Below are 25,506 nucleotides of genomic sequence, written 5' to 3'. Positions count from 1 at the left end.
GGGATTCACGACCCGAAGGGCTTCCGAGGGGAAACGACGAACACGCCGCCCGGTCGATGGACCGGGCGGCGTGTCACCTGAGCGGGCCGTCACTCGCACGTGCGGCCCCGGTGCGGGCCGGACGCTGTGAGAGATCCAGCCCCGATGGACCTAGCTGTAGACGCCGAACTCCCAGAGCGAGTAGCCGTACGCCGTGCCGCGCTGGGTGAGGTTCACCCGGACGTACCTGGCCGACGCGTTGAGGTCGACGGAGTCGAACCCGCCGTCGCCGGTCGTGGTCGAGTGGACGTTGGTCCAGGTCGAGCCGTTGGTGGAGGTCTGGATCTGGTACGCCCTGCCGTACGCGCCCTCCCAGCCGAGCTGGACGTGCCTGATCGCGGTGGTCGCGCCGAGGTCCACCTGGATCCACTGCGGGTCGGCCCACTCGCTGGCCCACCGGGAGGTGAAGCTGCCGTCGGTGGCCCGGTTCGCGGTGAACGGGCCGCCGTCGCCGGTCGCCTGGTAGGAGGAGGCGGTGGTCGGCTTGCCGAGTGCCACGTTGGTTCCGGCGACCGTCGGCGGGACCACGCGGAAGGACCGCTGCTCGATACCCGCGTTGCCGTGCCCGTCGAAGGCGTACACGTACACCTTCCACACGCCCATCTGCTCCGGCGCAGTCACCGTGAACCTGCCGGGGCCGGTCTGGGTGAACCTGACGTTGTCGAAGCCGCGGTTGCCGTTGATGTGCTTGTTGCTGAACATCAGGTTGTAGCGGATCAGGTCGCTGTTCGGGTCGGTCGCGGCGACCTCGACGGTGAAGGTCTTCCCGGCCTGGACGGCGGTCTGCGAGCCGACCGTCATCGAGGTGATCTCCGGGGGAGTGTTCGCCGAGGGCTGCCCGGTGTAGGCCGCCTTGAGCGAGTGGTAGCCGTGCCTGCGCCAGCCGCCGGTGGTGGTGTTGAGCCACACCCCGCCGAAGTCGTTCTCCAGGCCGTAGTGGAACTCGGTCGCGCCGAGCGCGACGCCCGTGTGGCCCTTGATCGCGTTCCAGCTGGCGATGTACTGGTCCCGCTTCTGCAGGTCGGTCGGCTCGTTGGGGACGCCGTTGACGTCGTTGGGCACCTCCCACTCGCCGTCGGGTCCGGCCTCGGTGACGATGTACGGCTTGGTGTACCCGCCGCTGATCCAGTCCTGCCTGACGGTGTGGATGGCGCCGTAGGAGTTGACCGCGAGCAGGTCGAGGGCGGGGGAGTGGGCCTTGTAGTAGGTCCAGGCGTGGGTGTAGGCGTCGGTGGAGGTGACCGGGTGGTTGGGGTCGGCGGCGTGGATCGCCTGCGCCACCTCGTTGACGAACTTCGCGTACGCCACCCGCCGCTGCTCGACCACGTCGGCCGGCAGGCCGTGGTCCTGCATGGTGAGGATGACCTCGTTGCCGACGTCCCACATGAGCACGCCCTGGCGGCCCTTGAGGGCGTTGACCCTGGCGACGATCTCGTTCTTCACGCTGGTCTTGTACGCGGTGTCGTTGACGTAGTCGGCGCCCTGGTTGAGCCAGTGACCGACGACGACCTTGATGCCCTGCTGGGCGGCCCTGTCGAGCAGCGCGGGGGTGTGGGTGTCGTCGACGCCCCAGGTGCGGATCGTGTTGACGCCCATGGCCGCCAGGTCGCGCATGTAGCCGTCGGCCGCGGCCTGCGGCGGGCCGTAGGTCAGGCCCTTGATCAGGTACGGGGCGCCGTTCACCTGGAGCTGCCAGTTGCCCTGCGAACCGGTCACCCTGACGGTGCTCGGCCCGGCGGGGGTGGCCGGGTCGGTCATCGCGGCGGGGACGGTGCCGGCCTGCCTGGCGACCGAGATCCGGTCCACGCTCAGCACGCCGCCGGAGGTGGTGGCGGCGGTCGGCGTCGTGACGCCCGCGAGCGCGTTGGGCAGCGAGCCGCCGATGGCCAGGTCGAGGCGGAGGTAGAAGCCGTGGTGGAGGGCGGCCCTCCACGCGGTGACGCCGACCTGGCTCTGGCGGACGACCCAGGTCTGCCTGCCGTCGAGGTAGAAGCGGATCTCCTCGTCGGCCTTGGTGCGGTCGATGACCTGGGCGTACTCGTGGTAGCCGGTCTGGCAGCCGTCACAGGTGGCGAAACCGCTGGTGCGGCCGTTGTACTCGTTGCACACGCCCTCGGGCGCGGTGCCGCAGTGCAGGGTGTTGGCCAGCTGGTTGCGGCCGTTGACGCCGGTCATGATGTCGGTCTCGCCGACGGACGGCCAGTTGTTGTAGTTGCCCCGGTAGGCGGCGCCGGTCGCGCGGAAGCCGGGCCAGTAGCCCAGGGCGTTCGCGACGTCGGGCTGCTTGAGCCGCGCGCTGAACCTGAGCAGCTCGCCCGGCTGCGGCGCGAAGTCGGTGCGCTGGGTCTCGATCCGGCCGGAGGTCCAGTTGCCCGCGCCGTCCTTGATCGCCTTGATGTTCAGGTTGCCGGTGCCGTCGAGGTAGACGTTGGCCGTCGAGGCGCTCATGGTCTCGACCTCGCCGGTGCCCCAGTTCGCGGCGCCGCCGGGGTAGGAGGTGCCGGTGCGCAGGATCCAGTCGGCGGCCGAGGGTGAGGTGCCCGCCGATCCGTTGAAGTCGTCCTTCCACACCTCGGTCCAGGTGCCGGGCTCCTCGGGCTCCTGGGGGCCGCCCGTGCTGCCGTAGACCTGGAACTCCCACAGCGAGTAGCCGTAGCCGGTGCCTCGGGTGGTGCCGTACATCCGCACGTACCGGCCCGAACCGGTCACGTCCAGGGTCTGGGTGCCGCCGGTGCCGGTGGTGGTGGAGTAGACGTCGGTCCAGGAGGAGGCGTTGGCCGAGGTCTGGATCTTGAACGCCCTGCCGTACGCGGCCTCCCAGGTCAGCACCACCCGGCTGATCGTGGCCGTCTCGCCGAGGTCGACCTGGAGCCACTGCGGGTCGCTGAACGCGCTGGCCCACCGGGTGCCCGTCAGGTTTCCGTCGACCGCCAGCGACGCGACGTAGCCGGCGCCCTCGGATGACGAGGCCGTCGCCGTCTTGCCCTGCGACAGCAGGCCGTCGGCCGCCGCCGCGGGGCCGGTGAATGCCAGTCCGGAAAGGACCAGTGCCGCCAGAGCGGCGATGACCAGGCCTAACCGGAAGCGGCCCGAACTACGAGCTGGATACACGATCTCTCCTCGAAAGGGGGATGCCCGCCAAGGGACGGCGAGGGGGGAGAGCGCTCTCCGTAACCGAGGGTGCTCCCGGAGATCGAGTGGTGTCAAGGCCCTTCTTTCCGCGGGGGCGAAACGCGCTGCTCACGAACCGGAAACTTCTTCCCAGTGGACATACGACTGCAAAGCTCACCTTCGCGCACGTCCGTCGGCGCGTCGGAGGCGAGAGGGCGGGCGCCTCTCTGTATCGGTGACGTGAACGGCGGGTTTCAGTTTGGGTTGGCCGGCGTCTTGACAATTCGCAACAGGGAGGATCAACCTCGTAGGAGAGCGCTCTCCCTGTGCCGTCCCCAACGGCCACCCCCCATGAAGGAGAGGCAATGCGCCCATCCCGAAGTCCCGTCAGATTCCGCCTGGGACTGGTCGCCGCCGCAATCACCGCGCTGGTCGCGGCCGGTCTGGCGATCATCTCCCCCGCCAGCGCGGCGGACGGCCTGCTCTCCCAGAGCCGGCCCGCGACCGCCTCCTCCTCGGAAGGAGGCGGGTACGGCGCCGGAGCCGCCTTCGACGGCAGCACCGGGACCCGGTGGTCCAGCGCCGCCGCCGACCCGCAGTGGATCCAGGTCGACCTGGGCGCCAGCGCGACGGTCTCCCAGGTCGTCCTCAACTGGGAAGGCGCGTACGGCAAGGCGTTCAAGATCCAGACCTCGGCCAATGGCTCGTCGTGGACCGACGTCTACTCCACCACCACCGGCACCGGCGGCACCCAGACCCTCAACGTCTCGGGCTCGGGCCGGTACGTGCGGCTGTACGGCACCGCCCGGGGCACCGGCTACGGCTACTCGCTGTGGGAGTTCAAGGTGTACGGCACCGGCGGCGCCGGGACCACCCCGAGGCCGAGGCCGACGTTCACCGACGAGGTCACGCACCACGAGTTCCAGGCCAACTGCTCCCCGACGGCGAACCGGCCCGACGACCCGATCATCTACCCCGGCCTGCCCGGCGCCTCGCACATGCACACCTTCGTCGGCAACAGGACGACCAACGCGAACAGCACGGCGTCGTCGCTCCTCGGCGGCGGCACCTCGTGCACCAACCCGCACGACAGGTCGGCCTACTGGTTCCCGAGCTTCTACAAGGGCAGCCAGCTGATCGAGCCGGCCGGTAACCAGGTCATCTACTACAAGTCCGGCATCCTCAACTACTGGGAGGTGCAGCCCTTCCCGCAGAGCCTGCGCTTCGTCGTCGGCAGCCCGACCGCGACGCTGGCCGAGTTCCGCGACTCCCCGGGCGCCGTCGAGGGCTTCGAGTGCGGCGACATCTCCAAGAGCTGGGACATCCCGACGTCCTGCGTGGCGGGCAGCCAGGTGAACGTCCGCTACCAGGCGCCGAGCTGCTGGGACGGCGTCAACCTCGACAGCGCCAACCACAAGAGCCACATGTCCTACCCCGTCGGCGGCTACTGCCCGGCCAGCCACCCGGTGGCGGTGCCGATGCTGGAGTTCAAGATCGCCTTCCCCGCCAGCGGTGACCTGTCGCAGGCGCGGCTGGCCAGCGGGCGCGGTTACACCTGGCACTACGACTTCTTCAACGCCTGGGACAACCCCGCCATCCTCGACGCCCTGGTGACCCACTGCATCAACGGTGGCCTCCAGTGCAACCCGCGCGGCTACGACCTGTACAAGCCGCACCGCGGCGCCGCCCTCACGGAGAACTTCGAGCTTCCCTGACCGCATGTGCCCGGCTCCGGCCTCGGGTGCCCCGGACTCCGGCACCCGCGGGCCGGAGCCGGGCACGTGCTTTTCTCGACACGGGCCCCGGTGTGTCCACTGCCGGACATTTCCTGGACATTGACAGCGCGGGACCGCCGTGACGTACTGGAGAGCGCTCTCCGACAGTGAAGGGAAACCACGTGAGCATCGACGAGCTCGACCGTTTGGTGGAGAAGCTGGACCTGGAACGTAAGGTGCGGCTGCTCGCCGGGGCGACCGTGTGGTCCACCCACGCCGAGCCCGGCATCGGGCTGCGGGCCATGGTCACCTCCGACGGCCCGGTCGGCGTGCGCGGGGAGGGCTGGGACGAGCGGAGCACCTCCCTGACCCTGCCCTCCGCGACCGCGCTGGCCGCGACCTGGGACGACGACCTGGTGGAGCTGCTGGGCGGGCTGCTCGCCGCCGAGGCTCGGCGCAAGGGCGTGGACGTCCTGCTCGCCCCGACGCTCAACCTGCACCGCTCCCCGCTCGGCGGGCGTCACTTCGAGTGCTACTCCGAGGACCCCCTGCTGACGGGCAGGATCGGCGCCGCCTGCGTCCGCGGCGTCCAGGCGGGCGGGGTGGCGGCCACCGCCAAGCACTACGTCGCCAACGACTCCGAGACCGAGCGGCTCACCCTCGACGCCCGCGTCGACGAGCGGACCCTGCGCGAGCTGTACCTGGCGCCGTTCGAGGCCGCGGTGGAGGCGGGCGTCTGGGTCGTCATGTCCGCCTACAACGGGGTGAACGGGACCACGATGTCGGAGAGCCCTCTCCTGGCCGACCCGCTCAAGGAGGCGTGGGGGTTCGACGGGGTGGTCGTGTCGGACTGGGGAGGCGTCCGCTCCACCGCTCCCGCCGCCCGCGCCGCGCAGGACCTCGCGATGCCGGGGCCGGAGGGTGCCTGGGGAGAGGCGCTGGTCGCCGCGGTGCGGGCGGGCGAGGTGCCGGAGGCCGCGATCGACGACAAGGTCCGGCGCCTGCTCCGGCTGGCCTCCCGGGTCGGCGCTCTGGACCTCGCCGCCGACGCCCCCCTCACCCCCCTCGCCCTCCCCGACCCCGCCGAACGGGAAGGCCGCGACGTACGGGGAGAGCACGGCGTACAGGGAGAGCACGATGAGCGAGGAGAGCACGGCGTGCGAGGAGGGCACGGCGAGCCGGGAGAACACGACTCCGCCCGCGCGCTGCTGCGCCGGGCCGTCGCCGCGAGCACCGTACTCCTGCGCAACGAGGGCTCGCTCCTTCCCCTGGACCCCTCGCGCCTGCGCAGGGTCGCCGTGCTCGGGCCGAACGCCGCAGCCGCCCGCATCCAGGGAGGCGGCAGCGCGGGCGTGTACCCCATGTCCGTCGTGTCTCCCCTCGACGGCATCCGCGAGGCGCTGTCCGGTACGGCGGAGGTGCTCCACCGCCCGGGACCGCACCTCGACGACCGGCCGACCCCGCTGGGCACGGACAACGCCCGCAACCCCCTGACCGGCGTACCCGGCGTCCTGGTCCGCCTGCTGGACGCCACCGGAGCGGAGATCCACGCCGAGCACCGGCTGACCGGCCGCATCCTGGAACCCGCGCGGATCGACGACGCCGCCACCGTCGAGATCCGCGCTCTCCTGAGCCCGGAGGTGGACGGCCTGTGGGAGCTGGCCGTCGCCGGATGGGGGCACGTCCTCCTGGAGGCGGACGGCCGCGTCCTGGTCGACGAGGAGGTGGAGCGTGACACCGACGACCCCGCCACCGTGCACCTGTCCCCGCCCTACCGGCGCGCGGGGTTCCCCGTGGTGGCGGGCCGGGACGTGGAGCTCGTCTCCCGGCGGCGGCTCGACCCCGACAGCGGGATCGCCTCGGTCCTGGCCGCGGACCCGCCCCGCCGCGCCGACGAGGTGGAGCTGGCCGCCGCGGTCGAGCTCGCCAGGACCTGCGACGCCGTCATCGTCGTGGTCGGCTCCACGGAGGAGATCGAGAACGAGGGCGCCGACCGTACGCACCTGGACCTGCCGGGACGCCAGGACGAGCTGGTTCGCGCGGTGGCCGCCGCCAACCCGGCGACCGTCGTGGTGGTCAACTCCGGGGGCCCCATGGTCCTGCCGTGGCGCGAGGAGGTGCCGGCCGTGCTCCTGAGCTGGTTCCCCGGGCAGGAGGCGGGGCACGGCCTCGCCGACGTCCTGTTCGGCCGTGCCGAGCCCGGTGGCAGGCTGCCCACGACCTGGGCGGACAGGGCGCTCGTCTCCACCGTTCCCGAGGAGGGGACGCTCGCCTACTCCGAAGGTCTCGACATCGGCTACCGCGCCTGGCTGCGGCGGCCCGCGCCGCCCGCGTACTGGTTCGGGTACGGGCTCGGATACACGTCCTGGTCCTACGAGGACGTCTCCGTCTCCTGGGACGTCTCTTCGGAAAGCGCGCTGCCCGTCCGGGTACGGCTGCGCAACACCGGCGAGCGCGCCGGGCGCGAGGTCGTCCAGGTCTACCTGTCCCGGCCGGAGACGGGCGTGACCCGTCCCACGCGCTGGCTGGCCGGCTACGCCCTCGCCGACGCGGGGCCGGGCGAGGTCGTCGAGGTCACGGTGGACGTCCCGGCGCGGGCCTTCCAGCACTGGTCCGCCGAGCACCACGCCTGGCGGGCCGAGGAGGGCGCCTTCACGGTGCTCGCCGGACGCTCGGCCGCCGACCTGCCGCTGAGCGCCGCGGTGGTCCTCGGTACGGCGCCGCCGACCCCGAGAGAGCCCTCGGGAGAGCGCTCTCTCGCTGTGCTATAAAAGCCCTATGAGCGAAGGCCTACCGCGAGTGTCGGCACCCCCCACCTTGGAGGATGTGGCGCGGGCGGCGGGAGTCTCCCGCGCCACGGTCTCGCGCGTGATCAACGGAATTCGCAATGTCGATCTCGCGATCCAGGAGAAGGTCAAGCAGGCGATCGCGCTCACCGGCTACGTTCCCAACCAGGCCGCGCGCTCCCTGGTCACCCGGCGGACGGGGACGATCGCCCTGATCGTCTCCGGGGCGGGAAGCAGCGAGGAGAGCCCGTTTCCCGGGCATGTCTTCGCGGATCCGTTCTTCGGGCGCGTGGCCGGGGGTGTCGTCGGCTTCCTGCGCCCGCTGGGCATCTATCCGATCCTGATGTTCGCCGACACCCCGGAGACGCGCGACCAGGTCATCACCTACCTGCGCCGGGGCAACGTCGACGGGGCCATCCTGGTCTCCATCAGCACCGAGGACACGTTGCCCAAGCTGCTCGCCGACGCCTCGCTGCCCGCCGTGCTCTTCGCCAGGCCGGCCAGGCCGATCCCGATCAGCTACGTCGACGTCGGGCACAGGGCCGGGGGCAAACTGGCCGCCGACCATCTCGTCGCCCGGGGCTGCCGCAGGCTGGCGACCATCTCCGGTCCGCTCGACGTCCCGGCCAGCCAGGACCGTCTCGCGGGCTTCCAGGAGGCGATGGCCGTCCACGGCCATCCCTACATCCCCTGCGCCGAGGGCAACTTCACCCTTCCCAGCGGCGAGGCCGCGATGGAACGGCTGCTCGCCGAACACCCCGACATCGACGGCGTCTTCGCGGCCAACGACTTGATGGCCCAGGGCGCCCTGCTGGTGCTGCGCCAGCACGGGCGCAGCGTGCCCGGTGACGTGGCCATGGTGGGCTTCGACGACAGCAGCGCGGCGCTGGCCTGCCGCCCGCCGCTCACCACCGTCCGCCATCCCGTCGAGGACATGGCCGCCGAGATGGGACGGCTGCTGCTGACCCACATCGAGCACCCGGACCATCCGGTGACGTCACGGATCTTCGAACCGACCCTGGTGATCAGAGAGTCCGCCTGACCCGGGCGGTCCCCGGGTGCGGCCTCCGTGGGGCCGGGCGGCGGGGTGTGGCGGCCTGTGCGGCCGCCTCGGTGGCGCGGGGGCGGACTTCTAACGGTCGGCGAGGGGGGAGGCCGCCTGGGCGCGTGAGGCGGCCTCAGAGCAGCCCGGCGGAGGGCCCATGGCCCCCGAGCGGGAGATCACGGTGAAGGACGCGTCGAGGTTGGTGAGCTTCAGAAGCTTGAGAACGACGGGTGGGGCCCCGGCCAGGAGCAGGGGCGTGTCGTGATCGCGCGCGTACCGTTTGACGGCGATCAGCGCGCTCAGGCCGCAGGCGTCGATGAAGGTGACGCCGGCGAGGTCGATGATGACCGTTCCGGGGCGATCGCCGATGACGTCCTGGGCGAAGGCCGACAGGTCGGGTCTGGTGGCGAGGTCGAGCTCACCGGCCACCGTGATGACCACGAAGTCGTTCGCGTGCTCGCTCGTGAGTTGAAGTGCGTTCATCGCCCACTTCCCTGCAGGCTCACGTGAATGTACGTATCCGGCCAGGGGGTGTCGCTGGACTCCTGGCCTCAGCTCGTCGCCTCCCTGATCGCGCTGTGCGGGCGCGGAGGGGGTGGACGACCTGAAGCCACGATACTCCCTAACGGTGCGAATCATCGCTTTCCGTGATCGTATAGCTTCGAAGCGAAGTGTAGATGCCAACTTGGATATGTGCCAGCTATTCAAGGAAACAGCTTTGTGGCCGTGTCCGCGAAGGGCTGCGGGCGCGCGGTGAAGGCGGTCCCCGAGTGGCGGGAGAGCGGCGTGAGCCGGGTGGGAAAGCGGGCCTGACCTGGGAGGTGTCAGCCCTGGGAGTGGCTCGGTGTCATGGCGTCGAGCGCTTCGCGCAGGTTGTCGCGCGTCTCGAAGTGCCGGTCGAGATTCGTGATCGTCAACAGGTGGGTGATCATGCCGGGGCTCAGCACCAGCATGAGGCGGCCGTGGGCCTCCTTGAGCCGGGTGAGCGTGCCCACGAGGACTCCCAGCCCCACCGAGTCGCAGAACGGCACTCCGGTCAGGTCCATCACCAGGCTCGGGGTTCCGGCGCCGTCCAGGGCGCGGTCGATCTCCGCGCGCAACCGGGGAGCCACGGCCATGTCGAGTTCGCCCGTCGCCCGTACGACCACACAGGCGCCGCTTCGCCATGTCTGAACATCGAATGTTGAGATCACGATCATCACCTCCGTGCCTTTCTAGCTGCCCTGGCAGAAGGTTGTTATGCACGTAGCTCACTTTTTGCAGATATTGTCCGTCGCTGTTCTTGTTGTCGGGGTTGCGGCAGGGGTAGCGGCCGGGGTAGGCGATGCCGCCGCCTCCTTCACGGTGACCTTCTTCGCCGGCGCGTGCTTCCGGCCGGCGATCACCTCGATCTTGTCGCCGAGGCTCTCCAGCGGGCGCAGGTCCGCTCCGGGCAGCGCGGCGGCGACGGTGCGCGCCGAGTCCTCGCGGCCGGGGCCGTAGCGGATGACGGTCTTGTCGAAGTCCTTCTGCGGGGTGTTGCCGGGGGCGTCGGGCACCAGGAAGCCGGCTCGCTGCAGCTCGGCCCTGGTCTGCGCGCCCAGGCCCGTGATCGTGGTGCCGTTGAGCACCGTGAGGACGATCCGCGAGGGCGCGACGGTCAGCGCGGGAGCCGAGGGGGAGGCCGTCGGGGTGGGCGTGGACCTGGCGGGTTTGGAGGGCTTGACGAGCGTCTCGTCGGCGGCGATCCCGCGGAACAGCTCCTTGGCCCCCTCCTTGTCCCAGAGCACGGCGGACTCGCCGGTCGGCGTCTTGTAGTCGACGTCCGCGAGCGGGACCGTGGCGAAGGCCACGTCGTCGGTGGAGACGTCCTTGAGCTGGTCGGCCAGGCCGAGCAGGTCACCGCGGAGGGCGTCGTCCACCCTGATCGTGTCGAGGGTCTTGTCGACGAACGAGGCGAGCCTGACCGGGTTGGTCAGCGTCTCGCCGCTGAGCGCCTGGTTCAGCAGCGCGGAGATCACCTGCTGCTGGCGGTCGATGCGGTCGAGGTCGGAGCGGGCGGTGGCGCGGGTGCGGGCGTAGGCGAGGGCCTTGACGCCGTCGAAGGAGTAAGTGCCCGGCTCCAGGTTGAGCGCGGTCTTCGGGTCGTTGATCGGGACCGGGGTGCAGACCGAGATGCCGCCGAGGGCGTCGACCACCTCGATGAAGCCCAGCACGTTGACCTCGACGTAGTGGTGGAGGGTCAGGCCCGTGGCGGTCTGCACCGTGCGCGTCGCGAGTTTCGGGCCGCCGAGCTGGTACGCGGCGTTGATCTTGTGCAGGCCCTTGCCGGGGACCGTCGTCCAGGTGTCGCGGGGGAGGCTGACCACGGTGACCTTGCTGTGGTCCTCCGACACGTGGATCACCATCATGGTGTCGGTGCGCTCGCCGGTCTCGCGGCCCAGCTTGAGCTGGTTCTGCTGCTTTCGGGTGAGGTTGTCGCGCTTGTCGACGCCGACCACCAGGATGTTCATGGCGCCGGTGCTCGACCGCGACCCCGGGACCCCCGCGTCGACCGACTCGATCTTCGTCGTGGCGTAGTTGGTCAGCGCCCACGTCACCCCGGAGCTGCCCAGGACCAGGCACGAGAGCGCGCCCGCGATCACGAGACCGCGCCGCCTGGTGCGGGCACCCCTCGCCGACCTGCGATCACGCCTCGGGGTCACCCGGACGCTTCCGTAGGCGTCACCGCCTACGTGCACACCCGAATCCTCCTCCGGGTCACGCATGCACGGCTCCCTAGGCTCCGACTGGGTCGATGAGGTACCCGTTCGTACAGTAGCGTGAGCGACGCCATGAAGCAGTTCCCCGACTCGCCCGCGCCGGCGTCGTCTTCCGAGACACGTGTCTGGCCCCCCATCTCCATCGTCATCCCGGTGCTGAACGAGGAGCGCCATCTGCGGGAGGCGGTGCGTCAGGTGCTGTCGCAGCGGTACGCGGGACCGATCGAGGTCGTGCTCGCGATCGGCCCTTCCCGCGACCGTACCCAGGAGGTCGCCGACGAGATCGCCGCCGACGATCCTCGCGTCGTCGTCGTCCCCAACCCGACAGGCCGCACCCCCAACGCGCTCAACGCCGCCATCGCCGCGTCCGGCAACGCGATCATCGCGAGGGTCGACGGCCACGCGATGCTCCCCGAGGACTACCTCCAGGTCGCGGTGGAGACCCTCGAGGAGACCGGCGCCGACAACGTGGGCGGCGTCATGGCGGCCGAGGGCGTCACGCCGTTCGAGCAGGCCGTGGCCCGCGCGATGACATCCAAGATCGGCGTCGGCGGCGCCCGGTTCCACACCGGCGGCACCGCGGGCCCGGCCGACACGGTCTACCTCGGCGTGTTCCGCCGCACCGCGCTGGAGCGGGTCGGCGGCTACGACGAGCACTTCCAGCGGGCCCAGGACTGGGAGATGAACCACCGCATCCGCGAGACGGGCGGCCTGGTCTGGTTCCAGCCCCGGATGCGCGTCTCCTACCGGCCGAGGCCCGATCTCAAGGCCCTCGCCAAGCAGTACTTCCACTACGGCCGCTGGCGCAGGGTGGTCGCCCGCACCCACGAGGGCACGATCAACCTGCGCTACCTGGCGCCGCCCATGGCCGTGCTGGCCATCCTCGCGGGCCTGCTGGTCTCCCCGTTCTTCTGGCCGGGCCTGCTGATCCCCGGCGGCTACCTGGCGGCGATCCTGGCCGGTTCCGCGATCACCGGCAGCGGGCTGCCCGTCCCGGCGCTCGTCCGGCTGCCACTGGTCTACGTCGCCATGCACATGTCGTGGGGCTGGGGCTTCCTGACGAGCCCGAGCAGGCTCGGCAAGCCCGGCCGCGCGGGCGGCTGACCCCCGGAGCGCGTTCCGGGGGCGTGCCGGTCGGGGCGGCCCCGGGGCGAGCGCCGGTCAGGGGCGGGCGTCGACCACCTGGCCGGTGACGCCGGAGGCGAGCACGTCCAGCGAGGTGCGGGCGACGGCGTACGGGGAGGGTGCCGGGCCCGACGGCGTCATGGCTCCGGCCCGCCCGGGATCCACGCAGTTGACCCGCACCCCGTACCCGGCCCATTCCTCCGCGAGCGCCCGGGTCAGGCCGGCCACGGCGGCTCCCGCGAAGGAGCGCAGGCCGTCGCCCGCCCCGTCCCCGGCGGGGGAGGGGCAGTGGAACAGCAGCTGTCCCCGCGTCTCGCGCAGATGGGGGAGGGCCGCCCTGGCGACGGTGACGGGACCCAGGTGGTCCGCGCTCACGGTCTCGGCGATCGCGGTGTCGTCCACCGCGTCGAGCCTGCCCCGGGGCGGCGTGCCCGCCGTGCTGACCACGTAGTCGATCCCGCCGGTCTCCTTGACGACCCGGGCGAGCGCGTCGGCCACCGCCCGGGGATCGTCGACGCGCACCACGTCCGGCACGCGGGAAAGGCCCGGTGTCCCCGGGGAGTCCGGTGTCCCCGGTGAGCCCGGTGTCCCCGGTGAGCCCGGTGTCCCCGGTGAGCCGGGGAAGGGGAACACGCGGGCGCCGTGCCGCCCGGCCAGTTCCGCCACCTCGGCGCCGGCGCCGTCGTCCGCGCGAAAGACCACCACGGTCCTGCCCTCCAGCGCCTCGCGCAGGGCGGTGTCGGAGCGGGCGGGGACGTCGCTCGCGGCGAGCCGCAGGAGCCTGTCGGCGACCAAGAGGTCCACCGGGTGCGTGACCTTCATGTTCCGCTCGCTGCCCGGCACCACGTGGATGGGCACGTCGGGCAGGTAGCGCAGCACCACGCCGCAGTCGTCGGTGGGCGGCCGGTCGCCGAAGCCGGGATCGGCGAAGGCGCGCTCGTACGCCTCGCGGATCACCGAGAGCCAGAAGCACTGCGGCGTCTGGACGCGGCGCAGGGTGGCGCGGTCGGGGACGTCGCTGACGATCTCCCCGTGCGGTCCCCGCGAGGTCACCACGATCGTGTCGGAGCTCGGGATCGCCACCTCGACCGCCGAGAAGGTCCTCAGCGCCTCGACGCAGTCGGTGATGATCCTGGGCTCCGCCAGCGGGCGTACGGCGTCGTGCAGCAGCACGTGGCACTCCCGCGTGCCCAGTGCCCGCAGCGCCCGCCAGGTGGTCTCCGGGCGGCTCTCGCCGCCCTCCAGGATCCTGCCGACCTTCGTGAAGCCGTTGCGCTCGACGATCCGCTCCACCTCCCCGGTGAAGCCGGGCGCCATCAGGACCATGATCTCGTCGATCTCCGGTGCCCCCTGAAACAGGGCGAGGGTGTGTTCGAGGATCGTCCTGCCCGCTATCTCCAGCAGCTGCTTGGGGGTGCCGTGGCCGACGCGCCGGCCGACGCCGCCTGCCAGGACCACACCGACGGTTCGGGGACGCGGTTCACGTTCGGCCACGATCAGATTCCTTTGACAGTTCGGATATGGCGAGCGTAATGGGTGCCTACCTGATCGACCGGCGTGCTCCCGTGCTATCCCGTCAAGATCTAGCTACGCTGAGTGCGCACTCCCCGATTCGTACGGTGATCCCGTCGGATACGAAGGAGCCCGGATTTGCCTGACTCTCACGCCATCGCCTCGTCGGACGCCCCACAGGCGGTCGCGGTCGTGCTCGCCACCACCGAGGCGTCCGGCCTCCGGTGTTCCGGCGGGACCCTCCTCGACAGGCTGACCGGCCAGCTCGCCACGCTTCCCGTACGGGACGTGCACGTGGTGACCCGTTCCAGTGACATCATCCACGCCCCCGGCGGCACCCACATGATCGGGGCCGAGGGATCGAGGGGGCTCGCCGACGACCTGCGCAGGATCGCGAAGGTGGCCCGCTCGTCCATCGGCCCGGTGCTGGTGGTCGCCGGTGACCTGGTGGCGCACACGGAGGCGCTGGCCACGCTCGTCAAGCACCCGGCCCGCGACACCGGCGCGCTGGTGAGCGAGGAGGGCGATCCCCCGGGCCCGACGCGCCCGCCGGTCAGGACCGAAGGCAGGCTCGTGGTGGCCGCGGGCACCTCCTTCCACGAGGCCGGCGAGGTCAACGGCACCTTCAGGGGCGCGCTCCAGGTCGGCGTGTCCGATCTCGCGGGCTTCGCCGAGACCGCCGAGACGCTCGCCGAGCTCGCCGAGACGGGCGGCTTCGGCCCGATGGACGGCGCCGAGGCCCCCGGCCTGCTCCTGGTCGGCCTGGTCCGCTCCGGCGTCCAGGTGCGCGCGGCCGGGCTCGGCCGCCTGCACGCCGACCGGATGGGCGAGCAGGCGGACGCCGACGTGGCCGTGCCCCGGCTGGCCGAGGTCGACGAGGACGAGGCCCGGCTGGACGCCGCGGTCAAGACCAACGACGGCTTCTTCGCCACGTACGCGGTGAGCTCCTGGTCCAGGCACCTGGTGAAGCCGGTCGCCGCGCTCGGACTGACGCCGAACGCGGTCACCGGCATGTCCGTCGGCTTCGCCGCGCTCGCCGCGGTCTGGTTCTCCGTGGGCACCCGGCCCGGCCTGGTCGCCGGGGCGGTCCTGCTCTACCTGTCGTTCGTGCTCGACTGCGTCGACGGCCAGCTCGCCCGCTACACCCGCGCCTTCTCGCCGCTCGGGGCGTGGCTGGACGCCACCTTCGACCGCGTCAAGGAGTACGCCGTCTACCTGGGCCTCGCCATCGGGTACGCGACCGGGCCCGACGTGGCGGGCGGCGGCCCTGACGGCATCTGGGCGCTGGCGGTGTCCGCGATGATCCTGCAGATGCTCCGCCACGTGATCGACTTCTCGTACGCGGGGGCGCGCGCCGACGCGAGCCGGGTGGGCGCGGCCTGGGCCAGGGCGGCGAGCTCGCTGGCCGACCCGGCCGGTGAGGCGAGGCGGCTGGTGCCGCCGCGCAGGCCTGAGTGGCGGGCCGCGCTCGCGGGGGCCGACGCGGGGCGGACCCCGGGCGCGAGCGAGGGCGGAGAGGGCGAAGGTGGCGGAGGCGGCACCGGGGAGGGCGGCGCCGACGACCGGGCCGCCGTGCCCGTCATCGGCGCGGGAGAGGAGCGGGTGACCGCCGGGGACGAGCAGGCGGGCGCCCGGGACGAGCGGACGGCGGGTGCCGGAAGCGGACGGGCGGGCTCCCTGGGAAGGGCGGCGGCCGGGGAGGCCGCCGGGCCCGGGACGGGCAACACGATCCTGCGGCTCTCGCGGGCCATGGAGAGGGTGTCGCTCACCCGCTGGCTCAAGAAGATCATCGTGTTGCCCATCGGGGAGCGGATGGCCCTGATCGCGGTGACCGCCGCTCTCTTCAACGCCCGGGTGACCTTCATCGCGCTGCTGGCCTGGGGCGGGGTCGCCGCCCTCTACATCATCTCCGGCCGGATGGGCAGGTCGCTCAGCCGATGACCGGCGGCGGGGTCCAGGACCGGCGGGACGGAATCTCCCGTCAGGCGAGTGGGAAACAGGTGTGATCATGACTTCTGTGCATATGGCGCCGGTACCGCGGAGCGCCGTGGTCGCCTACCGGGACGACGGGGTGCTGTCGAGGGGCATGGGCGTCCCCGTGGCCGGGCAGCTCCCGCCGCTGCCGCCCGCGATCGTCGGGATGTTCGTGACCGGGGTGCTGCTGCTGGTCGGCGTGGCCGGCACCGACGGGCTGGCGGTGTTCGCCCCCGCGGTGGCGCTGCTGCTGGCCGGCCCCGGCAGCTCCCACCCGCACGACGGCCGGCTCGACTGGCTGGTGCCGCCGATCCTGCGCCTCACCGAGTACGGCTTCGTGGCCTCGGTGGGCTTCGCGCACGACGTGCCGCCGTGGCTGATCTTCATGTTGCTCGGCGCGATGGCCTTCCACCACTACGACGTCGTCTACCGGCTGAGGCAGCGTGTCTACCCGCCGTCCTGGCTGGCCACATCCGGCCTCGGCTGGGAGGGCCGGATGCTGCTGATCGCCCTTGGCGGGCTCGCCGGGCAGGTCACGCTGGTGTTCAGCCTCCTCTCGCTCTATCTGTGGTGCCTCTTCTCCTGGGAGAGCGTCACCTGCTGGCTGGCCGCGCCGCGGTTCGGGGTGGACGCGGCCGACCTCGGAGCACACGATTGAGAACGCCCGGCAAATCCTCGATTACACGATCAGGGCCTGAAGGCAACTAATCTTTGGGGCCTAGGAGTGCCCGCCGGGAGGCTCTCACCCGAAAGAGGAGTGCACGTTGCTGGGAATGGTGCTGGCCGCCGGGGCCGGACGACGTCTGCGGCCGTACACGGACACGCTGCCCAAGGCGCTCGTGCCGGTCGACGGCGACACCACGATCATGGACATCTCGCTGCGCAACCTCGCGGCGGCCGATCTTCGTGATGTCGTGGTCATCGTCGGCTACCAGGCGCAGGCGGTACACGAGCGCAAGGCCGAGCTGGAGCGGCGGCACGGCGTGAAGCTCACCCTCGTGCACAACGACAAGGCCGAGGAGTGGAACAACGCCTACTCCCTGTGGTGCGCGCGCGACTACTTCGACCAGGGTGTGCTCCTGGTCAACGGCGACACGGTGCACCCGGTCTCGGTGGAGGAGACGCTGCTCTCCGCGCCGGCGACCACCGACATCCTGCTCGCGGTCGACGACGTCAAGAAGCTCGCCGACGAGGAGATGAAGGTCACCCTCGACGGCGACCGCCACCTGCGGCTGATCACCAAGCTGATGGACCCGGCCACCGCCGCCGGTGAGTACATCGGCGCCACGCTCATCCGTCCCGGGATCGGCGACCGCCTCGCCGACGCCCTCCAGGCCACCTTCGAGCGCGACCCGCAGCTCTACTACGAGGACGGCTACCAGGAGCTCGTCGCCCGCGGCGAGAAGATCGCCGTCGCCCCGATCGGCGAAGTCCCGTGGGTCGAGGTAGACAACCACGACGACCTCGCCAAGGCGCGGGAGATCGCGTGCCGATACTAGCCAGGATGCTCCCGGCCCCCCTGTCCATGGAGGTGCGCCGGGGCGCTGTCGCCCAGCTGGGCTCGTTGCTGTCCGACAGCAGGGTGGCGACCTCCGGGCGGGTGGCGGTGGCCGTGGGCGCGGGCCAGGGAGACAGGATCGCCTCGGTGATCACTCCCTCGCTCGGCGAGGCCCAGGTCTTCCGGGTGCCCGACGGCTCGGTCGACGCGGCGATCTCGCTGGGTGCCGACCTGCGCAAGGGGGCGTACGAGGCGGTCGTGGGCATCGGCGGCGGCAAGACCATCGACGTGACCAAGTACGCCGCGTCGCTGGCCGGGATCCCGATGGTGGCGGTGGCCACCAACCTGTCGCACGACGGGATCTGCTCGCCGGTGGCCTCGCTGTCGCACGACGGCGGCAAGGGCTCCTTCGGCGTGCCCATGCCGCTGGCCATCATGGTCGATCTCGATTTCGTCCACGACGCGCCCGCCTCGCTGGTCCGATCCGGGGTCGGCGACGTGGTCAGCAACCTCTCGGCGATCGAGGACTGGCAGCTCGGCGCGAGCGAGCGCGGGGAGCCGATCGACGGCCTGGCCTGCGCGATGGCCCGCACCGCGGCGGAGGCGGTGATCGGCAGATCCGACTCGATCGAGTCCGACGCGTTCCTGACCGTGCTGGCCGAGGCGCTCATCCTGTCGGGCATGTCGATGGTGGTCGCCGGCTCCTCCCGTCCTTCGAGTGGCGGAGACCATGAGATCCTGCATGCCGTGGATCAGCTTTTTCCCGGCACCTCCAACCACGGCGAACTCGCCGGGATAGGTGCCGCATTCTGTTTCTTCCTCCGCGAGGACTCACGGAGGCTCAATCAGGTCGTCGACTGCCTGCGCGGGCACGAGCTGCCGGTCACCCCCACCGACGTGGGGTTGTCCCCGGCCCAGTTCACCGAGGCGGTCATGCTGGCCCCGGCCACGCGCCCCGGCCGTTACACGATTCTTGAGCACCTGCGCCTGTCGGAGCCGGAGATTCGCGATCGGGTGGAGGATTATGTCCGGGCCGTCGGTCGCTGAGCTTCGTGCGGTGGCCCAGCCGCACTCGACCATGGACCGCAACAGCGGCGAGCACTGGGCCGGTGCTCTCTACATGCGCAAGCTGTCGATCTACGTCACCTGGTTCCTCGCCAAGACGCCGATCACGCCCAACCAGACCACCTGGCTGATGATCTTCACCGGCCTGCTGGCCGGAGCGGTGCTCGCGCTGCCCGGACTCTGGGCGGCCGTTCTCGCGGCCCTGCTGGTCCAGCTGTACCTGCTGCTCGACTGCTCCGACGGCGAGCTGGCCCGCTGGACCGGCCGGACCTCGATCACCGGCGTCTACCTCGACCGGGTCGGCCACTACTTCGCCGAGGCCGCCATCCTCATCGGGCTGGGCTTCCGGGCGTCGGAGATCCTGCCCGACTGGTACACCGTGATCGGGTTCGCCGCCGCGCTCGGCGCCATCCTGATCAAGGCGGAGACCGACCTGGTCGACGTGGCCCGCGCCCGCTCAGGGCTGGTCGCGGCGAGCGAGGCCTCTGCCGAGCACTTCCAGTCACGCGGGCTGGGCATGGCGCGCAAGGCGGCCGCGGCGCTGAAGTTCCACCGGATCGTGCAGGCGGTCGAGCTGTCCCTCCTCATCGTGGTCGCCGCGATCTGGGACGCGCTCAACGGCGGTCTGGCGGCGACGAGGATTCTCGTGGTGGCCTGCGTGGTCGTCGCCGTGCTGCAGATGATCCTGCATCTGATCAGCATTCTGGCGTCCAGGCGGCTTTCATGAGGAACCGGATGGCGTCCGGGCGCGTCGTAGGTGCGAACACCCCGTTGTTTGGTGGGTGTTCGCCGACGGTTCCGATACGCTTGTTCCCCGGTATACCAGGAAACCTCAGCCCCGCCAGAATTCCCGACCCAGCAGACTCGGTGATCATGAAAGTATGCTCCGTACGTGCTCTCGACGCGTCAGGACGATGACCCGTTGAAGATCTCGTGCGTCATCCTCACCATGGGCAACCGGGTCCCCGAGCTGGACCGAGCGGTCGAGTCCGCGCTGAACCAGGTCGACGGTGACGTCGAGGTGGTCATCGTCGGCAACGGCGCGGACGTTCCCGAGCTGTCGGCCACCGTGCCCCCGGGGTCCTCGGCCTCGATCAGGAGTGTGCGGCTGAACCACAACGCGGGCATTCCCGCGGGCCGCAACCGCGGCGTCGAGGAGTGCTCGGGCGACGTCGTCCTGTTCCTCGACGACGACGGCTGGTACGCCGACACCGGGCTCGTCTCCCACCTGCGGGAGCGTTTCTCCACCGAGCACGACCTCGCGGTCGTCTCCTTCCGGGTGAAGGACCCCGACGGCGGCATCGGCCAGCGCCGTCACGTCCCCCGCCTGCGCGCGGGCGACCCCGAGCGGTCCTCTCCGGTCACCACCTTCCTGGGCGGCGCGTGCGCCATCCGCCGCTCCGCCTTCCTCCAGGTCGGCGGGCTCCCCGAGCGCTTCTTCTACGCCCACGAGGAGACCGACCTGGCCTGGAGGCTCCTCGGCGAGGGCTACCGCATCGAGTACGACGCCAAGACGGTCATGTACCACCCGCAGGTCCCCCCGACCCGGCACACCGACTTCTACCGTCTCAACGCCCGCAACCGGGTCTGGCTGGCCCGCCGCAACCTTCCCTGGGTGCTGGCCGGGCTCTATCTCCTCAACTGGGCCGTCCTGACCCTGGTGCGCGAGCGCTCCAAGCCGGCCCTGCGCGCCTGGTTCAAGGGTTTCGCCGAGGGGGTCCGCGAGCCCGCGGGCGAGCGGCGCCCCATGGGCTGGAACACCGCCTGGCGCATGCTTCGCCTCGGCCGCCCGCCGATCGTCTGAGCTGCGATTCGCCGTGGACGTTTACACCCTCGGCGAGGCGTTCGGCGTCGTCACCAGCGGCCGGATCCGCCACGAGCACGAGGCCAGGTTGGACGTCGCCGGGGCCGAGTTCACCGTCGCGGTCGGGCTGTCCAGGCTCGGCCACCGGGTGGGCTGGCTGGGCAAGGTCGGCGGTGACGAGCTGGGGGCCAGGATCCTCACGGCGCTGCGCGGCGAGGGCGTGGACGTCTCCGACGCCCGGGTGGACGAGGGGTCCCCGACCGGCATCCTGCTGAAGGAGTCGAGGCTCGGCCAGGCGGCCAGGACCACGTACTACCGCACCGGCGTCAGGCTGGCCCAGGGGAACGTTCCCGTGGACCGGATCGCGGCCTCCCGCATCCTGCACGTCAGCGGGATCACCGCCGCGCTGAGCGCGCGCGACGCCATGAACGCCGCCGTACGCGCCGCGCGGACCGCAGGGGTCGCGGTCTCGGTGGCGATCGACTACCACGACCAGCTCTGGCCCGACCTGCGCGAGGCCGAGGAGATCCTCAGCGTGCTGGCCTGCTCGGCCGACGTGCTGTTCGTCCGGCAGACCGAGCTCGACCTGGTCAAGCCCGCGCTCACCGGAGACCGCGAGGTCATCGTGACACGCGGCGCCAGGGGGGCGAGCGTGCGGGTCGACGGTGTCCGCCACGACGCCGCCAGCCTCTCCGCGCCCGTGGTCGACCCCAACGGTTCCGGGGACGCTTTCGTCGCGGGCTATCTCAGCGCGCTGCTGGAAGGTCTCCACCCGGCCGACCGGCTGCGCAGGGGCGGCCTGCTCGCGGCCTTCGCCGCGTCGGGGCCCAGCGACTGGCAGGGCCTGCCGACGAGGGCCGAGCTGCCTCTCCTGGAGCTCGACACCTGATCCCGCGGCTTCCGCGACGGTCGTGGCTCTCAGGGCGCTCCCCGAGGTCCGGCGCCTGATCCCGTGATCCTGCCGGGCGGGGCGTCCGGTCCTCCTGCCGGGCGGGGACGTCCGGGGCCCTCAGGGCTCCTTGGCCTCGCCGAGGGTCATGGACAGGTGGGAGATCGTGCTCGTCACCAGGGCGCGCTTGGGCAGGCCGAGCTCGCTCAGCTCCTTGGCGATCGGGTGGTTGCCCAGGCGGATGAGAGCGCCCCCGGGGCGCGTGCGGATCCCCCGGGGGGACATCGACCACGGGATGCGGCGGGTGACGCCGTCCAGGTGGCTGTAGGCGTCGAGGGCGGTCATCATGCCGGTGCCCGGCATCGGGACGCCGGGTTTGATCAGCAGGTCCAGCACCAGGCGGCCGTCCTTGCGCACGATGCACCGCTTGTAGGGGGAGGACACGCGCAGGTCGATGTCGGCGAGCTCCTTGGGGAAGCCCCAGATGGCGCGGCCCGCCTCCAGGGTGAAACCCTGGTCGACCGGCAGCCAGTGGACGAACGCCCCGGCGCCGGTGCGGCGCAGCTCCGACAGGTTCGTGCGCAGCCCCCCGGCGGGAACGTGGCCGGTGCCGGGCGGCCTGACCAGGAAGGCGACGCCGAACTCGTGGTAGCGGTCCAGGTCGCCGTCGCGATAGTCGGCGAACACCAGGGTGCACAGGGCCTTGCGAGGAAGCACCTCGGCGACGTCCAGTTGGGAGTAGGCGATCACCGCCCGTGCGGCGTCCGCCCGGACCAGGTAGGACGCGCTGCAGACCATGACGTCGCGGACGCGGACCGGCATGGCGACCTCGCGCCCCTGGATCAGATGGCGTGCCATGCCTCCAGTACACCAATCTCCAGGCCGGACGTCACTGGTTTGCCCGCCCATTCCTCCAGCCGCCCGACGAACGCGCCCGCGTGATCCGGCCAGTTGTGGCGGGCCAGGGCCTCGGCGTGGCCGCGAGCGCCCATCTCGGCCGCCCCTTCGGGGTCGTCCCGCAGCGCCAGCACCGCGCGTACCGTCGCCTCCGCGTCCCCGAAGGGGACGACGACGCCGCATCCGGTCCGCTCGACCATGGACGCGGCGGCGGGCAGGGGCGTGGTGACCACGGGGACTCCCCGGGACATGTAATCGATGATCTTGGCCGGTACGGGCCGGGGGCCGGGCGCGTCGTACGGGAGCGACAGGCCGGCGATCGCCCCCTCGGCCATCCGCAGCGCGTGCCGGTTGGCCACGTATCCGTACCAGTCGAGCAGGCCCTCCCGCTGCGCGTCCCGCAGCAGCGGCCGGATCCGGACGTCCGCGGAGCCGATCAGGTCGAGCCTGATCCCGTGCGGGAGCAGTCGCCGGGCCGATTCGATCAGCTCGGTCACGCCCCCGGCCTCGGAGAGGTGGCCCACGTGGACGACCCGGTTCCGGCCGGGCGGCGCGGGCGGGCGCGGGGACACGTAGGCGGCGTTGGGCACGACCGGGTGGGGCCCGGAGAACCGCTCCCGGTAGGAGTCCTCGGCCAGGATCAGGTGCAGGCGGTGCTCGGCGCGGGCCTCGACCCGGCGTACCAGGGCGGGCAGGGCGCGGCGCAGGTGGCCCGGGAGGGGGAGACCGGCGCCCAGCGCGGTGGCCGTGTCCCCGACGTCCTCGCGCACGTCCCAGACGGTGGTGGGGCGGCGCCTGGGCAGGCGGAACAGCAGTTCCATGTCGTGCACGACCAGCAGGTCGGCGCCCTCCACCCCGCGCTTGAGAGCCCCCCGCGCGGCCTTCAGCGCGCGCCTGCGACGGTTGGCGGTCGCCCGGGGCACGTCGACCGCGCGGATCCCGGGATCCGGGGTGACGTTGCAGTCGGTGAAGGGGGCGACATAGGTGATCTCATGCCCGGCGTCGAGAAGCGCCCGGATCTGCCGATGCATGATCCGGGCGTCCTCTGGGTGATGAGCGATTGTCGCAACGCATACCCGCATATCCCGATGCTGAGCGTTCGTTCCGTCATCACCGGATGTGTTGCGTTAATTACCGGGTAACTGAGGTTGAACTCTCCTTGGCGGCGGGTGCGGCCTCGGCCGGTGCGGTGGTAGCGGCGGGGGAAGCGGACGGCCGGCGGTAGAGCCAGACCAGGCGGGGTTCGAGCATCCACTTGAAGAGCCTGCGCGTCTCCGGCAGGCACAGCACGATGGCCAGGGCCAGCGAGCTGGAGGCGATCGCCGCCACGCCCAGCGGGCCGTACAGCCAGGGGAAGCTCAGCCAGCCCTGGTCCTTGGCGATGACCACCACGACGCCGTGGAGCAGGTAGGCGTACAGGGTGCGGGTGCCGAGGTCGGAGAACCAGGTCTCGCCCCGGGGCACCAGCGCGAGCACCGCGACCGTCATGACGAGCGCCGCGACCAGTACGGCGCCGCGCACGCCGAAGCCCAGCCACCAGGACATGTCCATGGCCTTGAAGCTGTAGCGGAAGTAGATCGGGTCGAGCGGGACGCGGGGCGCGACGACGATCGCCACCGCGGCGGCACCGGCGAGGACGACCGCTGAGGTGATCTTGACCCAGAGGGGCTTGAGCAGGTCGAAGTGCTCCGGCTTGAGCAGCAGGCCGAGGACGTAGAACGGCAGCAGGCCGAAGAAGCGGTCGATGCTGAAGTCACCGGAGATCTCAGAGAAGCCCGCGGCCATGTAGATGACCACCGCGACCAGCAGCGGCTGCCGCATCCGGGTCCAGATGGGCGTGGAGATCCGCCAGAGGACCAGGGCCAGCAGGTACCAGTTCAGCCAGGCCGGATCAATTATCGTCAGCGTCCACTTCTGGCCAAGCCCGTAGCGCAGCAGCGCGTAGCCGATCTCCACGACCACGTACGGGATCAGGAGGGTGTCGACCAGCTTGTTGATCTTCGCGTTGGAGTTCCAGAAGTTGCGGCCCAGGTAACCGCTGATCAGCACGAACGCCGGCATGTGGAACATGTAGATGAACAGGTACGCGGCCTCCGCCGAGTGCGCCTTGAGGGTGGGGACCAGCGAGTGGCCCGTCACCACCAGGGCGATCAGGACGAACTTCACGTTGTCGAGGTAGGGCTCGCGCTTCTTCTTGGCCGGAGGGGCCGTGGGCTCCTCGGCGCTCGACTCGCGCTCGCGCTCCGCCCGCAGCTCCTGCTCGGCCTGCGGGCCCTGGTTCCAGAACGAGGGCTCGCTCTCCCGGTTGGTGTTCTCCCAGTACGAGAAGGGGCGCTCACCGGCGGGCCGCGGCTCCTGCCGGGGCCGCGGGGCGGACGGCGGTCGTTCCGGGTCGGGGAACCGCACGGGGGCCTGGGGCTCTCCGGGGAGGCGGGGCCGTCCGGGAAGGTCGGGGTCTTCGGGGAACCGGGACCGCCCGGGAGCGGCCGGCCGGCCGGGGGTCGGCCGGTCGGGGGCCTGAGGGCGCGCGGCCGCGTCCCGCGGGGGGACGCGCGGCGGCGTGGGCGGCGGGGCCCAGTCGGGCCGGGGGGACGGCACCTGGGGGGCGCCCTGTGGAACCTGGGGGGCACCCTGCGGAGGGGTGGGGCCCTCTGTCGCCCACGACGGCAGCGGGGGCGTGGAGCTCTCCTGGGCCCACGACGACTCCTGCGCCCACGCCGGCCCCTCCTGGGCCCAGGAGGGCTCCTCGCGGGCCCACGAGGGCTCCTGGGGAACCGGCTCGGGCTCCAGGGGCTTGGACAGGTCGAGCGGGTCCTGGGAGCTGTGGGGTCCACTGAGGTGGGGTCCGCCGGAGTGGGGTCCGCTGGGGTGGGGCTCGCGATATGCCGGGTAGGCCCCCCACTCGGTGACCTCGCCGGGGCTCTCCTCCCGGCCGTCCCCGGCGTCGCGCCGGGACGCCCTGCCGGAGGTGGCCGGGCCCGGGGGCTCCGGCCATGAGGGCTGGGATCCGCCGGCCGCCTGCGCGTGGCCCGGCGCGGGCCACGGGGCGGATCTCCGGCCCTGCCCGCCGGTGGGCCCACCGGAGCCGGGGTCGGAACCGCCGTCGTCCTGGGGGGCCGGCACCTGGAAGGATCGGATGTCGCTCACGAGGGGGAGGCTCAGCTATCTGTCGGAGACCGGGGGTAGTCGGGCAGACCTGCGGGGCGCCCGGGGGCGGGCCGGGAATGCGGGCGGATGTTCGCCTCGCCGCCTCGACCACCCTAAACCGACTGTGCGCCCTCTGTCGCACGCGCGCACTCTGATTT

General features: G+C 71.5%; 19 protein-coding genes. 11 read left to right on the top strand and 8 right to left on the bottom strand.

Going from position 1 to position 25,506, the window contains the following annotated elements:
- Nucleotides 1-150: 150 nt before the first annotated feature.
- A complete protein-coding gene (locus ACSDR0_RS31275; protein ID WP_435292498.1) occupies nucleotides 151-3,150 on the bottom strand; it encodes a galactose-binding domain-containing protein in 3,000 nt (999 codons plus the stop codon).
- 365 nt (nucleotides 3,151-3,515) lie between these two features.
- On the opposite strand from ACSDR0_RS31275, the gene ACSDR0_RS31270 reads away from it, so the two are divergent.
- From ACSDR0_RS31270 to ACSDR0_RS31260, 3 genes are all read left to right on the top strand, one after another.
- Nucleotides 3,516-4,865 (top strand): DUF1996 domain-containing protein, encoded by a 1,350-nt coding sequence (locus ACSDR0_RS31270; protein WP_435292497.1) that lies wholly within the window; start codon nucleotides 3,516-3,518, stop codon nucleotides 4,863-4,865.
- Nucleotides 4,866-5,047: 182 nt separating this feature from the next.
- Nucleotides 5,048-7,636, top strand: coding sequence for a glycoside hydrolase family 3 C-terminal domain-containing protein (locus ACSDR0_RS31265; protein ID WP_435292496.1), 2,589 nt, complete (start codon nucleotides 5,048-5,050; stop codon nucleotides 7,634-7,636).
- Between the two features lie 7 nt (nucleotides 7,637-7,643).
- On the top strand, nucleotides 7,644-8,693 hold the full coding sequence (locus ACSDR0_RS31260; RefSeq protein ID WP_435292495.1) for a LacI family DNA-binding transcriptional regulator: 1,050 nt from the start codon (nucleotides 7,644-7,646) through the stop codon (nucleotides 8,691-8,693).
- A gap of 90 nt (nucleotides 8,694-8,783) precedes the next feature.
- Here the strand turns inward: ACSDR0_RS31260 and ACSDR0_RS31255 are convergent, their stop codons facing one another.
- From ACSDR0_RS31255 to ACSDR0_RS31245, 3 genes are all read right to left on the bottom strand, one after another.
- Nucleotides 8,784-9,179: an STAS domain-containing protein gene (locus ACSDR0_RS31255; RefSeq protein WP_435292494.1), complete on the bottom strand. Its 396-nt coding sequence runs from the start codon at nucleotides 9,177-9,179 to the stop codon at nucleotides 8,784-8,786.
- A 341-nt stretch (nucleotides 9,180-9,520) separates the two neighbouring features.
- Nucleotides 9,521-9,889: an STAS domain-containing protein gene (locus ACSDR0_RS31250; protein ID WP_435292493.1), complete on the bottom strand. Its 369-nt coding sequence runs from the start codon at nucleotides 9,887-9,889 to the stop codon at nucleotides 9,521-9,523.
- Between the two features lie 57 nt (nucleotides 9,890-9,946).
- On the bottom strand, nucleotides 9,947-11,443 hold the full coding sequence (locus tag ACSDR0_RS31245) for an LCP family protein (RefSeq protein ID WP_435292492.1): 1,497 nt from the start codon (nucleotides 11,441-11,443) through the stop codon (nucleotides 9,947-9,949).
- 66 nt (nucleotides 11,444-11,509) lie between these two features.
- Between ACSDR0_RS31245 and ACSDR0_RS31240 the strand changes: the two genes are divergently transcribed.
- Nucleotides 11,510-12,541: an ExoA family glycosyltransferase gene (locus tag ACSDR0_RS31240; protein WP_435292514.1), complete on the top strand. Its 1,032-nt coding sequence runs from the start codon at nucleotides 11,510-11,512 to the stop codon at nucleotides 12,539-12,541.
- Between the two features lie 57 nt (nucleotides 12,542-12,598).
- Here ACSDR0_RS31240 and ACSDR0_RS31235 read toward each other — a convergent pair whose 3' ends face one another.
- Nucleotides 12,599-14,056 (bottom strand): SDR family oxidoreductase, encoded by a 1,458-nt coding sequence (locus ACSDR0_RS31235; RefSeq protein WP_435292491.1) that lies wholly within the window; start codon nucleotides 14,054-14,056, stop codon nucleotides 12,599-12,601.
- A gap of 156 nt (nucleotides 14,057-14,212) precedes the next feature.
- Here ACSDR0_RS31235 and ACSDR0_RS31230 point away from each other — a divergent pair, with 156 nt between their 5' ends.
- The 7 genes from ACSDR0_RS31230 to ACSDR0_RS31200 all read left to right on the top strand — a co-directional run bounded on the left by ACSDR0_RS31230 (nucleotide 14,213) and on the right by ACSDR0_RS31200 (nucleotide 21,304).
- Nucleotides 14,213-16,015: a CDP-alcohol phosphatidyltransferase family protein gene (locus ACSDR0_RS31230; protein ID WP_435292490.1), complete on the top strand. Its 1,803-nt coding sequence runs from the start codon at nucleotides 14,213-14,215 to the stop codon at nucleotides 16,013-16,015.
- Nucleotides 16,016-16,082: 67 nt separating this feature from the next.
- On the top strand, nucleotides 16,083-16,706 hold the full coding sequence (locus ACSDR0_RS31225) for a DUF5941 domain-containing protein (RefSeq protein WP_435292489.1): 624 nt from the start codon (nucleotides 16,083-16,085) through the stop codon (nucleotides 16,704-16,706).
- Between the two features lie 106 nt (nucleotides 16,707-16,812).
- Nucleotides 16,813-17,547, top strand: coding sequence for a sugar phosphate nucleotidyltransferase (locus ACSDR0_RS31220; RefSeq protein ID WP_435292488.1), 735 nt, complete (start codon nucleotides 16,813-16,815; stop codon nucleotides 17,545-17,547).
- A gap of 5 nt (nucleotides 17,548-17,552) precedes the next feature.
- The gene (locus ACSDR0_RS31215; protein WP_435292487.1) at nucleotides 17,553-18,593 is read left to right on the top strand and encodes an iron-containing alcohol dehydrogenase family protein; all 1,041 of its coding nucleotides are present in this window, start codon (nucleotides 17,553-17,555) and stop codon (nucleotides 18,591-18,593) included.
- The gene (locus tag ACSDR0_RS31210; protein ID WP_435292486.1) at nucleotides 18,571-19,338 is read left to right on the top strand and encodes a CDP-alcohol phosphatidyltransferase family protein; all 768 of its coding nucleotides are present in this window, start codon (nucleotides 18,571-18,573) and stop codon (nucleotides 19,336-19,338) included. Before ACSDR0_RS31215 ends, ACSDR0_RS31210 begins: the two co-directional genes overlap by 23 nt.
- Before the next feature lie 195 nt (nucleotides 19,339-19,533).
- Entirely contained in the window at nucleotides 19,534-20,415 is an 882-nt protein-coding gene (locus ACSDR0_RS31205; protein WP_435292513.1) for a glycosyltransferase family 2 protein, read from the top strand.
- 13 nt (nucleotides 20,416-20,428) lie between these two features.
- On the top strand, nucleotides 20,429-21,304 hold the full coding sequence (locus ACSDR0_RS31200) for a sugar kinase (RefSeq protein WP_435292485.1): 876 nt from the start codon (nucleotides 20,429-20,431) through the stop codon (nucleotides 21,302-21,304).
- Between the two features lie 120 nt (nucleotides 21,305-21,424).
- Here the strand turns inward: ACSDR0_RS31200 and ACSDR0_RS31195 are convergent, their stop codons facing one another.
- From ACSDR0_RS31195 to ACSDR0_RS31185, 3 genes are all read right to left on the bottom strand, one after another.
- The gene (locus ACSDR0_RS31195; protein ID WP_435292484.1) at nucleotides 21,425-22,162 is read right to left on the bottom strand and encodes an acetoacetate decarboxylase family protein; all 738 of its coding nucleotides are present in this window, start codon (nucleotides 22,160-22,162) and stop codon (nucleotides 21,425-21,427) included.
- Nucleotides 22,147-23,232 carry a glycosyltransferase gene (locus tag ACSDR0_RS31190; RefSeq protein ID WP_435292483.1) on the bottom strand — a complete coding sequence of 362 codons (1,086 nt, stop codon included), beginning with the start codon at nucleotides 23,230-23,232 and terminating at the stop codon, nucleotides 22,147-22,149. The genes ACSDR0_RS31195 and ACSDR0_RS31190 overlap by 16 nt, the downstream gene beginning before the upstream one ends.
- Before the next feature lie 100 nt (nucleotides 23,233-23,332).
- Nucleotides 23,333-25,348, bottom strand: a complete 2,016-nt coding sequence (locus ACSDR0_RS31185) for an acyltransferase family protein (RefSeq protein WP_435292482.1) — start codon at nucleotides 25,346-25,348, stop codon at nucleotides 23,333-23,335.
- Nucleotides 25,349-25,506: the final 158 nt, after the last annotated feature.

The sequence above is a fragment of the Streptosporangium sp. G11 genome (assembly GCF_051192615.1).
Classification (GTDB): domain Bacteria; phylum Actinomycetota; class Actinomycetes; order Streptosporangiales; family Streptosporangiaceae; genus Streptosporangium.
The sequence above is the reverse complement of the archived record's forward strand: the minus strand, read 5'-3'. Positions and strand labels throughout refer to the sequence as shown.